The organism is Paenibacillus silagei, assembly GCF_017874735.1.
GTDB lineage: Bacteria > Bacillota > Bacilli > Paenibacillales > Paenibacillaceae > Paenibacillus_AQ > Paenibacillus_AQ silagei.
The window spans coordinates 186,586-200,588 of the sequence record NZ_JAGGLV010000007.1; the positions used below are offsets into that span (position 1 = coordinate 186,586).

At 52.2% G+C, this 14,003-nt stretch carries 12 protein-coding genes; 10 read left to right on the plus strand and 2 right to left on the minus strand.

The annotated features are described in order from the left end of the window. The first annotated feature begins 12 nt into the window (after positions 1–12). The 5 genes from J2Z70_RS12855 (at position 13) to J2Z70_RS12875 (ending at position 5,378) form a co-directional block, all read left to right on the plus strand. On the plus strand, positions 13–1,488 hold the full coding sequence (locus J2Z70_RS12855; RefSeq protein WP_209873363.1) for a 6-phospho-beta-glucosidase: 1,476 nt from the start codon (positions 13–15) through the stop codon (positions 1,486–1,488). 102 nt (positions 1,489–1,590) lie between these two features. Beyond that, entirely contained in the window at positions 1,591–1,914 is a 324-nt protein-coding gene (locus J2Z70_RS12860; protein ID WP_209873364.1) for a hypothetical protein, read from the plus strand. A 243-nt stretch (positions 1,915–2,157) separates the two neighbouring features. Further along, a complete protein-coding gene (locus J2Z70_RS12865; RefSeq protein ID WP_036729071.1) occupies positions 2,158–2,457 on the plus strand; it encodes a heme biosynthesis protein HemY in 300 nt (99 codons plus the stop codon). Between the two features lie 196 nt (positions 2,458–2,653). Continuing rightward, on the plus strand, positions 2,654–3,598 hold the full coding sequence (locus J2Z70_RS12870; RefSeq protein WP_209873367.1) for an Rpn family recombination-promoting nuclease/putative transposase: 945 nt from the start codon (positions 2,654–2,656) through the stop codon (positions 3,596–3,598). A 193-nt stretch (positions 3,599–3,791) separates the two neighbouring features. Then, complete coding sequence (locus J2Z70_RS12875; protein ID WP_342593010.1) at positions 3,792–5,378, plus strand: ABC transporter substrate-binding protein; 1,587 nt, start codon at positions 3,792–3,794, stop codon at positions 5,376–5,378. 70 nt (positions 5,379–5,448) lie between these two features. On the opposite strand, the gene J2Z70_RS12880 is transcribed toward J2Z70_RS12875, so the two are convergent. Then, a complete protein-coding gene (locus J2Z70_RS12880; RefSeq protein ID WP_209873369.1) occupies positions 5,449–6,801 on the minus strand; it encodes an FAD-binding oxidoreductase in 1,353 nt (450 codons plus the stop codon). A gap of 185 nt (positions 6,802–6,986) precedes the next feature. Between J2Z70_RS12880 and J2Z70_RS12885 the strand changes: the two genes are divergently transcribed. Then, positions 6,987–8,993 (plus strand): AraC family transcriptional regulator, encoded by a 2,007-nt coding sequence (locus J2Z70_RS12885; protein ID WP_209873372.1) that lies wholly within the window; start codon positions 6,987–6,989, stop codon positions 8,991–8,993. 196 nt (positions 8,994–9,189) lie between these two features. Further along, positions 9,190–10,173 carry a diaminopimelate dehydrogenase gene (locus J2Z70_RS12890; protein ID WP_209873375.1) on the plus strand — a complete coding sequence of 328 codons (984 nt, stop codon included), beginning with the start codon at positions 9,190–9,192 and terminating at the stop codon, positions 10,171–10,173. 399 nt (positions 10,174–10,572) lie between these two features. Here the strand turns inward: J2Z70_RS12890 and gdhA are convergent, their stop codons facing one another. After that, a complete protein-coding gene (gene gdhA / locus J2Z70_RS12895) occupies positions 10,573–11,949 on the minus strand; it encodes an NADP-specific glutamate dehydrogenase (RefSeq protein WP_209873599.1) in 1,377 nt (458 codons plus the stop codon). Positions 11,950–12,223: 274 nt separating this feature from the next. Between gdhA and J2Z70_RS12900 the strand changes: the two genes are divergently transcribed. The 3 genes from J2Z70_RS12900 to J2Z70_RS12910 all read left to right on the plus strand — a co-directional run bounded on the left by J2Z70_RS12900 (position 12,224) and on the right by J2Z70_RS12910 (position 13,973). Then, the gene (locus tag J2Z70_RS12900) at positions 12,224–12,886 is read left to right on the plus strand and encodes a DUF2625 family protein (protein WP_209873378.1); all 663 of its coding nucleotides are present in this window, start codon (positions 12,224–12,226) and stop codon (positions 12,884–12,886) included. A 43-nt stretch (positions 12,887–12,929) separates the two neighbouring features. Continuing rightward, complete coding sequence (locus tag J2Z70_RS12905; protein ID WP_209873381.1) at positions 12,930–13,118, plus strand: hypothetical protein; 189 nt, start codon at positions 12,930–12,932, stop codon at positions 13,116–13,118. A gap of 246 nt (positions 13,119–13,364) precedes the next feature. Beyond that, positions 13,365–13,973, plus strand: a complete 609-nt coding sequence (locus tag J2Z70_RS12910; protein ID WP_076077653.1) for an adenine nucleotide alpha hydrolase family protein — start codon at positions 13,365–13,367, stop codon at positions 13,971–13,973. The last annotated feature ends 30 nt before the right edge of the window (positions 13,974–14,003 follow it).

The window sequence follows — 14,003 nt, forward strand, 5'->3', positions numbered from 1 at the left end:
GGAGGAACGAATATGAATAAGAACGTGAATGTAAGTGTGAACAACAGAAGTTTTCCGGCAAATTTCCTGTGGGGCGGGGCAACGGCTGCGAATCAGCTCGAAGGCGGGTTCGATGCCGGAGGCAAGGGGTTAAGCACAGCAGATGTCATGACCGCAGGAACGCATACGGTCTCCCGGAGAATTACTCCGGTGCTGGAAGCCGGGGCTAATTATCCGAGTCATGAAGCGGTTGATTTCTATCACCGGTACGAAGAGGATATCGCGCTGTTCGCCGAGATGGGCTTCAAGGTGTTCCGCATGTCCATCGCCTGGTCGAGGATTTTCCCGAACGGGGATGATGCCATGCCAAGTGAAGAAGGGCTGCAGTTCTATGACCGGGTGTTTGCCGAGCTTGCCAAGCACGGGATCGAACCGCTGGTGACGATCTCGCACTATGAAGCGCCTTACCATCTGGCTGAAGCTTATAACGGATGGGCGGACCGCAGAACGATCGATTTCTATGTCCGTTACTGTGAGGTGATCTTTAACCGCTACAAGCACAGCGTGAAGTATTGGCTGACCTTCAATGAGATCAACATTCTCACGATGCCGTTCGGGACATTCATGGCCGGGGCGATGAAACCGGAGGGAAATGCTGAGTTGACTGCGTCTGTGCAAACCGACAATGAGCAGCTAAGATACCAAGCGCTCCATCACCAGTTCATCGCCAGTGCCAGAGCCGTGAAGCTGGGACATGAGATTCATAAGGATTTTCAGATCGGCTGTATGATTGCCTACATGTGCTCTTACCCGCTGACCTGTAATCCCGAGGATGTGCTGCTGGCCCAGCAAAAGGATAATCTGAGTAATTTCCTCTGCTCCGATGTTCAGGTGAGAGGCGCTTATCCGGGCTTCGCGCTGCGATACTTCCAGGAGAAGCAAATTGAGCTGCAGATGGAGGAAGGCGACGGGCAGATTCTTAAAGAGGGCTGTGTGGACTTCTACACCTTCAGCTACTATTCATCCACCTGCGTAAGCGCAGCTCCGGATCAGGAGTCGATTGGCGGCAATATGTCGCTGGGTCTGAAGAACCCGTATCTGCAGGCAAGCGCGTGGGAATGGCAGATTGACCCGCAAGGCCTGCGGTGGTCCCTGAATAATATCTACAACCGTTACGGACTGCCGATGATGGTGGTGGAGAATGGGCTTGGCGCAGTGGATACCGTAGAAGCAGACGGTTCAATCAAGGATAATTACCGGATCGACTATCTGCGGGAGCATGTCCGGGCGATGGGTGAGGCGCTGGCTGATGGCGTGGATTTGATCGGATACACCTCCTGGGGCTGCATCGATCTGGTCAGTGCAGGCACCGGAGAGATGAAGAAGCGATACGGCTTCATCTATGTGGATAAGGATAACGAAGGCAAGGGTACTCTGGACCGGTCCCGCAAAGACAGCTTTTTCTGGTATCAACGGGTAATCGCCAGTAACGGAGCTGAGCTGGAGTAATCCGCGTCTGCCGTCAGCTCACTTTTACAAATATCTGTCTGCTGTTTCAGTCCGCCATCCCTACGGTATATGATTATTAACAACCATTAAAGGGGATTTCCTATGATCATAAAAGGGATCGAGAACATGGACGGCGGCAATATAATGAGCCAGATTCAGCAAGGCGGCAAATTCGTGATCTACACGTATTGCTTCTCTGTTGTCCTGATGACGTTCAGACGCAGCTCGGGCATCTACTTCATCAAGGCGGGCGAGGGCTCCGTCAAAAAAGGATTGAAGTACACCCTGCTGACGTTCCTAGTGGGCTGGTGGGGGATTCCCTGGGGGCCGATCTATTCCATCGGCGCATTCGTCACCAACTTCAAGGGCGGCAAGGATGTCACGAATGAAGTGTTAGCCGCCCTGTCGAACCAGAACGCTTCATAATAGAAGTACACATATGAGAAGCTGTCCCGCAAGCCGTGAAATATGGCTGATTGGGGCAGCTTTTTATTTCCCGCTGAAACGCTGCCGTACTATAAAAGGACGGCAAAGCCGTTTCCACTTGGCTGAAGTGGTGATCTGTAGTCTGCTCACCGGAATAACCACTAAATTATCTATAGCACCTTATAATATGTTATAATCAATTTCTGATTTCATACTACTAAGCAGAATAGAGGTCGCCAAAGGATGAAAGTAAAAATTAACCGCAATGCAGCTAAAGTTCTAAAAGATATGCTGAACAGCCCGGAAGCGGAAGGCAAGAAAATCCGCGTGGTCATCACCCAGAATCACGGAGATCACGGACACTATGATGTAGCGCTGGATACACCTACTGAGCACGATGAAGTGGTCGCTACAGATAAGGATATCGAGATTCTGCTGGATACCCGCGAACCGCTGCTCGACGGCGTCTGGATTCAGTATTTCTATGTACCGCAGGAAGGCTTCTTCATCACCAATCCGTCTACCGGATTCCTGGAGAAATAAGCAGCAGATTACTATCATCTGTGTTGCCTTAGAGGCGGCACTCTCTGATTCAGCCTCACCCGGCTGATCAGATGGTGCCGTCTTTTTGTTGTATTAGGGAGAGGTTGGAGAATGAAAGCATGACGATTAGCACATCTCGATGCGAATGTATGTTCCTTTTATTATATACAATCACTGAATTATGGAATATAATTACATGCGAGAAGTCCGACACTTGACCCGGGAGGCGATAGAGATTTCTATACCGCATGATGAGGCTTTTAAAAAGCTGCTGGAAACTTTTTATCAGGAATTCATTGATTTGTTCTTTCCTGAGCTGGGCGCTATGCTCGACTATAGTGAGACCCGGTTTCTGATGCAGGAATTGCTGGTGGATATTGTCGGCGAGGAGGCGCGGGAGCTGGATCTGCTGCTGGAGACCCGCTACAAAGGGCTGGACGGTTACATTCTGATTCACCTGGAGCCGCAATCGTACAAGGATCATGAATTTCGCGAAAGAATGTTTATCTACTTCAGCCGTCTTTTTGAGCGCTACCGCAAAGATCATAAGCTGATCATCCCTATTGCGATCTTTACGTCAGATGAGGTTAGGGAGGAGCAGGACACGCTGGAAATGTCCATCCCCGAGCATTCCATTCTACGCTTCCAGTTTCTTAAGGTGGAGCTGCGCAAGCAGAATTGGCGGCGGTTCATCGATTCAGATAATGCGGTGGCTGCTGCGTTATTGGCGAAGATGGGGTATACTACAAGAGAAGCGAGAGAAGTGCGCCGGGAATTCCTGAGGATGTTCATGAAGCTGAGAGCGCGGCTGGATCAGGGCCGATTGGCGCTGATCATGTCAGTAGCGGATCTGTACTTCAAGCCGGACCGGGCACAGGATGAGGAAATTCTAAGAGAATTAATCGATGACTACTCGGAGGAGGGAGAAGTAATTATGGAACTCATGCCAGCTTGGAAGCGTTGGGGTTACGAAGAGGGGATTGCGGAAGGTATGGAAAAAGGTATTGAGAAAGGCAAAGCGGAAGGCAAAGAAGAAGGCCAGGCAGAGACGATTCGTAAGCTGCTGCTCCACGGATTTTCTCCCGAGGTAGTATCCAAGGCGGTTGAATTGCCGCTAGATGAGATTAAGAAGCTGATGTGAATACAGACCCGGGCGGATGTTGCCCGGGGTCTTTTTTTACTCTAGGCTCCTTACAGGAATATTATGTTATACCGCTCTAAAAGTCGTTGCAAAAGTATGCAATATCGTTGAATGCCTATATTAGCGGGGCGAGGATTTTTTATTATACTGTTCTTGTAAGCGATTACACACATATAGCTGGGGGGAAATTCTAGTGAATAAGAAAAAAGCAATGACACTGATGTCCAGTATCCTGATGATCTCTCTGCTAAGCGCGTGCGGAGGCGGCAACGGCAATGCCGGAGGGAACGCAGCGGAGCCGAAAGCCTCAGCTGCAGCAACGGAAGCTGCCGGAACCAATCAGCCCGCCGCAGATTCCGGCACTGCGGATACATCCCAGCCTGTTACCTTGAAGATGATCTTCGTAGGTCCGAAGCCGGTTGATTACGATCAGGTATTTGGGGAGATCAATAAGAAGCTCAAGGAGAAAATAAACGCTACACTAGAAGCCGAATTCCTGGACTGGTCCGACTGGGCGCAGAAATATCCGCTTAAGCTGGCGGCTAACGAGGACTTCGATCTGATCTACGCCGCCAACTGGGCAGGCTATAACGACCAGGCACTCAAAGGCGGGTTCCTGGAGCTGACGAACGAGATGCTGGAGAAATATGCACCGATGACCTGGAAGGCGATGCCTGAGGTAGCTTGGGGCCAGGCGAAGGTGAACGGCAAGCTGTATATGGTGCCTCAGAACCGTGGCGAAACCGTGGAGAAGCTGATTCTGTACCGCGAAGACCTGCGCAAAAAATATAATCTGCCGGAGATCAACAGCCCGGAGGCGTACGCCAACTATCTCAAGACAATATCCGGTAAAGAGAAGGGGGTTACCCCATTCGTACCGGAGACCGGAGACTGGAAGCTGCATAATCTGGACCGGATCCTGCTCAAGCAGCAGAACGAATGGAATCTGTTCGACCTCGATCTGCCGATGGGCTTTAAGCTGGATGATCCGGCCGGCAAGGTATTCAACTTATATGAGACTCCTGAATTCAAGGAGCTTGTCTACTATTATAAAGATCTGGCCGAGAATAATGCCTGGTCGAAGAGCGCACTGAACAGCAAGCTGGATCATCAGCAGGAATTCAAGGCCGGCAAGGCAGCCTCCATCACCCACAATCTGGGTACGCTTGGCGCCTTGATGACCGATATGCGGGAGAAGAACTCCCCGTATGAGCTGGCTCTGGCCGATATTAACCCGGATAAGAAAAAATCCGTTGCCGTCTCTACGCAGAACGGCGTAGCGATTCACTCCACCTCCAAGCAGCCGGAACGTGCACTGATGATGATTGATCTGCTCCAGAACGATAAGGAACTGCATGATCTGATCATGAACGGCATCACGGCGGTTCATTATAATCCGGTCGGCGAAGATAAATTCACGAACGCCGAGAAGAATGCCAACTACACCGGCTTCTCCAACTGGGGCTTCAACTCCCCGCTGAACCGGGATAATGCTTCCTTCCCGGATGAAGCGAACGCCCTGACTGACAAATGGGAAGGTGAAGTGTATCACTATCCGCTGGAGACCTTCGTCTTCGACAACAGCAAGGTGAAGACCGAAGTGGCCAATGTCGGCAATGTCATGCTGCAATACGGCATTCCGCTGGAATACGGTACGGTGAAGGATGTAAACGCGGGTCTGGCCAAGCTCCAGCAGCAGGTTAAGGCAGCCGGTATCGACACCATCATCGCAGAGGTTCAGCGTCAGATTGATGAATTCCTGGCGAACTCAGGCCAGTAAGCCAAGCATAGCATAGCTTCAACAAAACGAGCAGGGTCGGCAAACGCCTCCTGCTCGTTTTTATTCGAACTCAGCTCTTGATGCGGGCTGGCGGGATACTCTGCGGATTGTTGAACACATTCCCGGGATCATATTTCGCCTTGACTCTGCGTAATCTGGCATAGTTCGTTCCATAATAGACCGGGCCGGAATGCTTGATGCCCTGGTCAGGCACGTTGATGTAGCTTCCCACGATGAACGGCTGCAGCTTGCGGCGGGTGTTGCGGACGTAGAATATATTTTTGGCGGCATCCGATTTCTTGATCCATGAGCTGTTCCACTCCACGTAGAATTTGGCCTTTCGCCAGTAGAAGGCAGTAGATTTAGGAGATTTACGGCTTACAGCCCCACCCCAGTTGAGGAAAAAGAACCCGGCGTCTTTCCCCTCCACCTTCTCCAGGAACTCACGCATCGGCTTGAATGCCTGATCCGGGAACGGTTTCCTTGCGAAGGCGCTGGAGAACTGGTTGCTGAAGCGCTGAGTCTGTACCGGATCGGGAGCTAACAAGAAGCTGACCACTTGCGGATAAGGCAGGGAACGGATCGTTTGGATCGTAGGGGTTCCTACACTTGTAATAGGCTTCAAGAGGCGGACAGCCTCAGCCTTAGATCCGAGGAATAGTCCCAGCATGCTGACATTTCCGCCTTTTTTGGGACCGATGGATAATTCGCTGCCCAGTCTGGTATTCACGGCGGGAGCCCAGCGCTGCCAGGTGTTCAGGACCTTCTCGAACTGGCCCCAGGGCCAGGTGATGCGGAATACCGTTGCTGTGGCAGGAGCCGGTCGTACTTTGAATTTGTAACGGGTGCACACGCCGAAATTGCCTCCGCCGCCGCCACGGGAAGCCCAGAGCAGATCGGCATTATTTTTCTTATTCGCAATAACAATTCTGCCCTTGGCATCGACCATTTCAAGCTCCACCAGATTATCGCTGACGAGCCCAAGGGTACGCTGAAGCGGGCCGATGCCGCCGCCCAGTGTAATGCCGCCGATTCCCACGGTAGGACTGTCCCCGAAAGGCGCCATATACCCCTTCCGGGCAAGCGTATGGGCGATTCTCCCCACTGTATTTCCGGCTCCGACGACGGCTGTCCCCGTTTTTTTGTTTAGCTTGATGCTGTTCATTTCACTGACATCAATGACGATTCCGCCGTTCACCTGGGACAGATTGACCTCCAGCGCATGTCTGCCGCCTCTGGGCCGGATGGGAATCCGGTGCTCGTTGGCCCATTTAATAGCATGGGCTACATCCTGCGTCTTCTGGGCGAACACGAATACTTTGGGGAATCGGTCGGTATGCGGGTCCCAATTTTTGCGTGCGGCCTCATAACCCGGATCACCTTTGTAGATGACGCGTCCGGTAAGCTTCGTTGCTGAGTTCACTGGTTTCCAGCTCCTTTTGAGCTAATATTGGCATACATGGAAATGACTTTGACTAGGTTAATGTATGCGGGGATTTAGTCTATGGAGTGGGCTATAATGCGGGCTATTAATGAGAATGGTTATCAATTATAATAGGGGTAACCGGCAAAGGATGCAGCGGAATAACAGATAAACGGGGAATAAAGATGAAGCTGAACGAACATATACAGTGGTGGAATCATGCATCGGTCAGAATTATGGATATCCGCAGAGGGAGACTTCCGGCAGGCTCGACGCTTCCATATTACCAGCTGCCTTCGAGTGCTTTCCTGTATGCTACGCAGGGGCAGGCGCAAGTGCAGCTGGATGAGCTACAGACTACCTTGAGACGTAATCAGCTCGTGCATGGCGGGCGGGGAGCCGCTCTTGCGGTGCATGCGGATGAGGCCTTCGAATACTTCCTGGTGCTGTACAAGGCAGTACTGATGCTGTCCCAGTCCAGTAGAGTGATAAGGCTGCTGGAGCAGGAGAATCCGGCCAGGCTTCAATACAGCTTCAGTCCCGCTTACACGCATCCCTTGCTGGACCGGCTTGAGCAGATGTATACAGAGTGGCTAACCGCAGATCCGCTGCAGCATCTCTATGTGAGATCGCTGTTTCTTCAATTTGTCCATGAAGTGCTGCTTCAGATGAAGCGGCAAGGCCTTGTTCCGGTTCAGCCGGACCTGCTGGTCCAGGCTCTGCGGTTCATGCGGGAGCATTACAGGGAGCAGATCACACTGGATACTCTGGCTGATCAATTTGATTGCAGCGTAAGCTACCTGAGCAAGCTGTTCAAAAGCCGGATGCAGGCAGGGCCCATCCGTATACTGACACAGATCCGCATGCAGAGAGCTGCGCATGATCTGCTGTATAGCGGATATACCGTACAGGAGATCGCGGAACGGACAGGCTATCCCGATGCCCATACCTTCAGCCGGAATTTTAAGAAGCAGTATGGTTGCCCGCCGGTACAATTCAGAAAGAACATGGACGCCCATCTGCTTGTACAAGAATCGCCTGTTGCCCATCCGATAACTGCCCTTGTAGCTCATAATTCCAAGTGCTATAGTATCCAAAGTAGTGAGAACTATTATCATTTACAGCGAAAAGGGGGATTACCGGTGATACGGGGAACGAAGACAGCATCTATGGCTACAGCGGTTTTATTGTTGTGTGTAACCTTGCTGCTAAGCGCATGTTCGGGGGCTGGTGCAGGGACATCGGCGAATAACGCTGCGGCAGGCACTAATGCGGAACAATCCGTGAGTACAGCCATTCCGGGGGGAGAAACGGTGGCTCCGGGCTCCAATGCAGGCAATACGGCTGCAGCAACGAAAATATATACTGACGGTAAGGGGGAGGTTACCATTCCGGTAAATCCGCAGCGGATTATTGATCTGACAGGCAGTGCAATCGGCAATCTGCTGGTGCTCGGTGTGAAGCCGGTCGCAGCTTCGGATGACTCCTTGAAGAATCCGTTCCATGCAGGTCAGTTGGATGATATCGTGAATATCGGGGCGGATCCGAATGCTGAGGCTATTCTCAAGCTGGACCCGGATCTGATTCTGACTTTTGACTATATCGAAGAAGCCCAGTATGAGCAGCTTGTCCAGATCGCTCCGGTGGTCCGGCTGAAATACGGCGGGGGCACTCCGCAGGATCTGCTTCTGGAATTCGGCAAGATTACCGGCAAAGAGGCGGAGGCACAGCAGTGGATTGACGGGTGGAACGATAGAATTGCTGAAGTGAAGCCGAAGATTACTGAAGTTGTCGGTGACCAGACAGTATCGATTCTCCAGCCTTATGCGAAGGGCATCTATGCCTGGGGCAACAAGGGAGGAAGAGGCGGTGAGATTCTGTACGGGGACCTCGGCCTTAAGGCACCGGAGATTATCCGGACCACTTTGATTGACGGGGAAGGCTTCGGCGGGAACTTGTCGCTTGAGCTGCTGCCGGAGTATGCGGGAGACTATATTTTCACCAGCAACTGGGGCTGGGATGACGGGGATGCGAATGTTGTGTACGGCAGCAAGGTCTGGAAGTCACTCCCGGCTGTGAAGAATAATCGTGTCTACTTCATTGATGAGAAGGGCTCGTATTATAATGACCCGATCTCTCTGGAAGCACAGCTGAAATTCATTGTGGAGAGCTTTCTGGGAACGGGACAATAAGCCGGGCTATTCGCATGAATGCTCAACTAAGGCGGAATGATAAAGGGATCAATAGGCTCTTTGGAGCATGTTGATCTTTTTTTCGGAGACATAGCGGCTGTACAACTTAATATTTACATTTCGTGTAATGTATATATACTTAACTTTTGAAGGATTCATATCTCCGGGTTAACCGGCAAGGGAGGATATTACAGACATGACATCAACCATTAGAGTAGGCATCGTCGGATACGGAAATTTGGGTAAAGGGGTACAGCAGGCCATTGAACAGAACTCCGATATGGAGCTGGTAGCCATATTCACCCGCAGAGATCCGCAGCAGCTGGCAGACATCACAGGAACGCGCACCGAGCACATCTCAGCCGCCGAGCAGTACATAGGCAAGATTGATGTAATGATTCTGTGCGGCGGTTCCGCAACAGATCTGCCGGAGCAGACTCCGCAGCTGGCCCGGTTATTCAATACGGTGGACAGCTTTGACACTCATGCCAAAATCCCTGATTTCTTCGCTGCGGTGGACAAGTCTGCCCGCGAAGGCGGCAGCGTAAGTGTGATCTCCACCGGCTGGGACCCGGGCATGTTCTCTATGAACCGGCTGCTGATGCAGTCCATCCTGCCGGTAGGCGAAGATTATACGTTCTGGGGTACAGGAGTCAGCCAGGGGCATTCGGATGCGATCCGCCGGGTTCCAGGTGTCAAGGCAGGCGTGCAATATACCGTGCCAGTCCAGGAGGTTATTGACAGCATTCGCGGAGGCGAGACCCCGCAGCTGTCCACCCGCGAGAAGCACCGCCGGGAATGCTACGTAGTGGCTGAAGCAGGAGCTGACCGCGATGCCATTACCCGGACGATTGTGGAGATGCCGAACTATTTCGCCGATTACGACACAACGGTTCAATTCATTACGGACGAGGAGCTTGCTGCTGGACATTCAGGGATGCCGCATGGCGGCTTCGTCATCCGCAGCGGAGTGACCGGAGGCGGAAGCAAGCAGATCGCCGAATTCGGGCTGAAGCTGGACAGCAACCCGGAATTCACCGCCAGCGTCCTGGCTGCCTATGCCCGTGCTGCTGTGCGTCTGAAGCAGGAAGGCCAGACAGGAGCCAAGACGGTATTCGACATTCCGCTCGGCCACCTGTCCCCAAGATCGGCAGAAGAACTGCGGCGCGAGCTGCTGTAGGCTACAATGAGCGGGATAAATCCCGTTGGTGAGGCCGAGTACGGCTGAGCGAGAATAATGAGGAGCATTAGTGCCCCTGAATTTGCCTGAAGTCAGCTATAGGAGCGAATGAGGAGCATTAGTGCCCCTGAATTAGCCGGAAGTCAGCTATATGAGCAAATGAAGAGCATTAGTGCCCCTGAATTCGCCGGAAGTCAGCCGTATGAGCAAATGAGGAGCATTAGTGCCCCTGAATTCGCCGGAAGTCAGCTATAGGAGCGAATGAAGAGCACAAGTGCACCTGAATCCGCCGGGTGCGAGCTTAAATGATCAGTTACCTATGCCTTAACCTAAAGAAGAGGTGTCCCCAGCCGAATGGCTCAGGGACACCTCTTCTTGTATCAATTAGTCTATAACAGGTTACACGATACCCTGCGCCAGCATGGTATCGGCAACCTTCAGGAACCCGGCGATGTTGGCGCCGGCAACCAGGTTACCGGCGACGCCGTAATCCTCTGCTGCCTGAACGGTGCTGCTGTAGATATTTTTCATAATGACTTGCAGCTTCTCGTCCACCTCTTCGAAGGTCCAGGACAGACGCATGCTGTTCTGGCTCATCTCCAGGCCCGAGACCGCTACGCCGCCGGCATTGGCGGCCTTGGCAGGAGCAAACAGCACCTGGTTCTCCAGGAACAGCTCCACCGCTTGGAGAGTGGTCGGCATATTGGCACCTTCACCGATGGCCTTAACTCCGTTCAGAATCAGCGTCCGGGCGGATTCCAAATCCAGCTCGTTCTGCGTGGCACACGGCAGAGCGATGTCGCAAGGCAGGCTCCAGATTCCGCTACAGCCCTCAACATACTCGGCATGCGGGTGCTCCTTCACATATTCGCTGATGCGCAGGCGCTCTGTTTCCTTCAGTCTTTTGACGGTAGCCAGATTGATGCCCTGAGGATCATGAATGTAACCGTTCGAATCACTGCAGGCAATCACGTGGGCTCCCAGCTGTTGAGCTTTCTCGATAGCATAGATGGAGACGTTCCCGGAACCGGAGATGACCACCTTGCTGTCCTTGAAGCTTGCTCCGTTCGATGACAGCATCTCTTGTACGAAGTATACACAGCCATAGCCGGTAGCTTCCTTGCGCGCCAGACTGCCGCCATAGAGCAGGCCTTTTCCGGTAAGAACACCGGCAGCATGCCCGCCGTGAATCCGTTTGTATTGGCCGAACATATAGCCGATCTCGCGCGCGCCTACACCGATATCCCCCGCAGGAACATCTGTATCCTGTCCAATGTGGCGGTACAATTCCGTCATGAAGCTCTGGGTGAAGCGCATTACCTCCTGATCCGATTTATCCTTGGGATCGAAGTCGCTGCCGCCCTTGCCGCCGCCCATGGGCAGGCCGGTCAGCGAGTTTTTGAAAATCTGCTCGAAGCCCAGAAACTTGATAATTCCGAGATAGACGGAAGGATGGAAGCGCAGGCCGCCTTTGTAGGGACCGATGGCACTGTTGAATTGAATGCGGAAGGCACGGTTAACCTGGGTATTACCTGCATCGTCCACCCAAGGGACACGGAAGGAGATGCTGCGCTCAGGCTCAACCAGCCGCTCGAGAATCCCGTGCTTCATATACTGCGGGTGGCGGGTCAGAACGGGGGTGATGCTCTCCAGGAATTCCTGGACAGCCTGGTGAAATTCCGGCTCATGCGGGTCGCGCTTCTGGACCTCTGCATAGATCCGCTGCACGTACTGCACAGCCTCATTGGATACTTCTGACGTTAGTGTAGGAACGATGGACACTTTGGCAAGCACTCCCTGTCTGATTGTAATTCGGGCTATCCCGTATTAATTAGAATTTAAAAGAATTCTATAAAACCTGACATCAATTTGCCAATCAATTATTTTTGGCATAGTCATTAAGAAATTCTATGAACCTCACATATTATGCGAGCTATATGCGGTGGAATGTTAATAAACCTCTGGTCAATTCAGGATTGCAGTTCCCCCTGAACAGGGTATATATAAATATTGGAAACAGCATAAAGCATTGAGAGAGAGGCGTAAGCATATGCACTTATTATCTGTAGCAGATTTAGTAGATGTGGAGAACCATGCCTGGGAAGAGATCAGGGAGCTGCTGAGCCAAGGGCCGCATACCTACCGGCTGGAGGCCGCAGAACCGGATGCAGCCGCGCAGACACTGGTCCGTCTGCAAGTGAGCACGAGATCCTATCTTGGAGCGATAGCCTACGAGACAGGGGGAATCGTGTTCGAGCATGGTTGGATTACGCTGCTTGGCGCGGGAGCCGAAGGCATCTTCGGAAGCCTGACCTCATGGAATGGCCTGTCTACAGCGGACAATATTCCTTCCCTGCCGGGAATACTAATTGTGGCCTATGATGCGGCCGGCGGCTTCTTCGGCCTGGATACGGGTCGGTTCGGGCAGACGGGTCATATCTATTATTATGCTCCCGATGCTCAGGAATGGGAGACGACAGAATTAACCTATTCGGGCTTCATCGGCTGGCTGGCAGAAGGGGACCTGGATCTGTTCTACGAAACATTCCGCTGGGTGGGCTGGGAAGAGGAGATCCAGCAGCTTGAACCGGGCCAAGTGATGGGCTATTACCCGCCGCTGTGGACGAAGGAAGGCAGCGGTTCTGCCAGCAGCAAAGCGCCGGTCTCTATTCTGGAGGCCTGGCATTCAGCGAGAAGTGCGGGCACGGAATGAAGAAGAGTAAGGCGGGCAGAGAAAGGCTTAAGATCACTCCCTGGTGGGTGAGAAGCTTCCGGAGACGCTGGAGCATCTGCTTCAGCTCCATCTGCCGGACGTCGATCAGGCTAAGGTGCTGATATGTTTATGCGGGGATTTATACGGAGATACTGCCGTAAGAGGTTCAAGCGGCGACCCGCTCCCTGTATGGAGGGCCTTCCGCAGCAGGCAACGGCACCCAGGGGCTTAACACGGACGGAAGGGTACTGATATTCACCTCCGCCATCCTTAATTGAAGCGGCAGCCACCCGGAACAAATGCTTCTGTTTTGTCCAAGTCTTGTCCGTAAACTTTACAAACAGCATCGGAATAGATATAATTTAGGTATAACTTTCAGGGTTTGAAACAACAGAAAGGGGCCTAACGCCATTAGGCTCCTTTTGTATTTCCGGCCCATGTTAACAGGAGGGCGAAAGTCATTCACAAGGAAAAGATTATGGTATGTGTTCATTACGGCCCGCATGGCGAGCGTTTGATCCGGCGTGGAGTCCAGTTATCCGAGTTGATCGGGGCACCGCTGTATGTGCTCAATGTGGATAGTTCAGACAGTGATGAATATAATCAAAGCAAAGAAATGTATATGGCGGTCTGGAAGCGTCTGGCTGAAGAAGCCGGTGCTGAATTCATGGTGCGCAAGCGCCGCGGCCGCAAGACAACGGATGTGATCGTTGAAGCGGCAGAAGAACATGAAGTCACTCAGGTTATCATCGGGCAATCGGCCCAGACCTTATGGCAGGAGCTGACTAAACGCAACTTCGTCAATGAACTGATCAGCAAGATGAAGATGATGGATCTGCATGTAGTTGCAGTTCAGCGTATGCGCGCTGGTCTTGAAGAGACCCATGAAGAAGGGGTAACCGCTTATTTGGTGAAGAACGAGGGAATGTATCAGCTCAGCGATGAGCCGGAAGGTACAGACTTCATTAAAGGGAAATACTTCCACGAATTGCACACCGAGTTTGAGAATGGCTTGTTCAAAATTGAGCAAGATGGTAAAGCAAGATATTTGCATATCTGTGAAGGGAACTTGGCCGATCCGCTATAACCGGTCTTGTTGTCAGGAAGTAAGTACCAG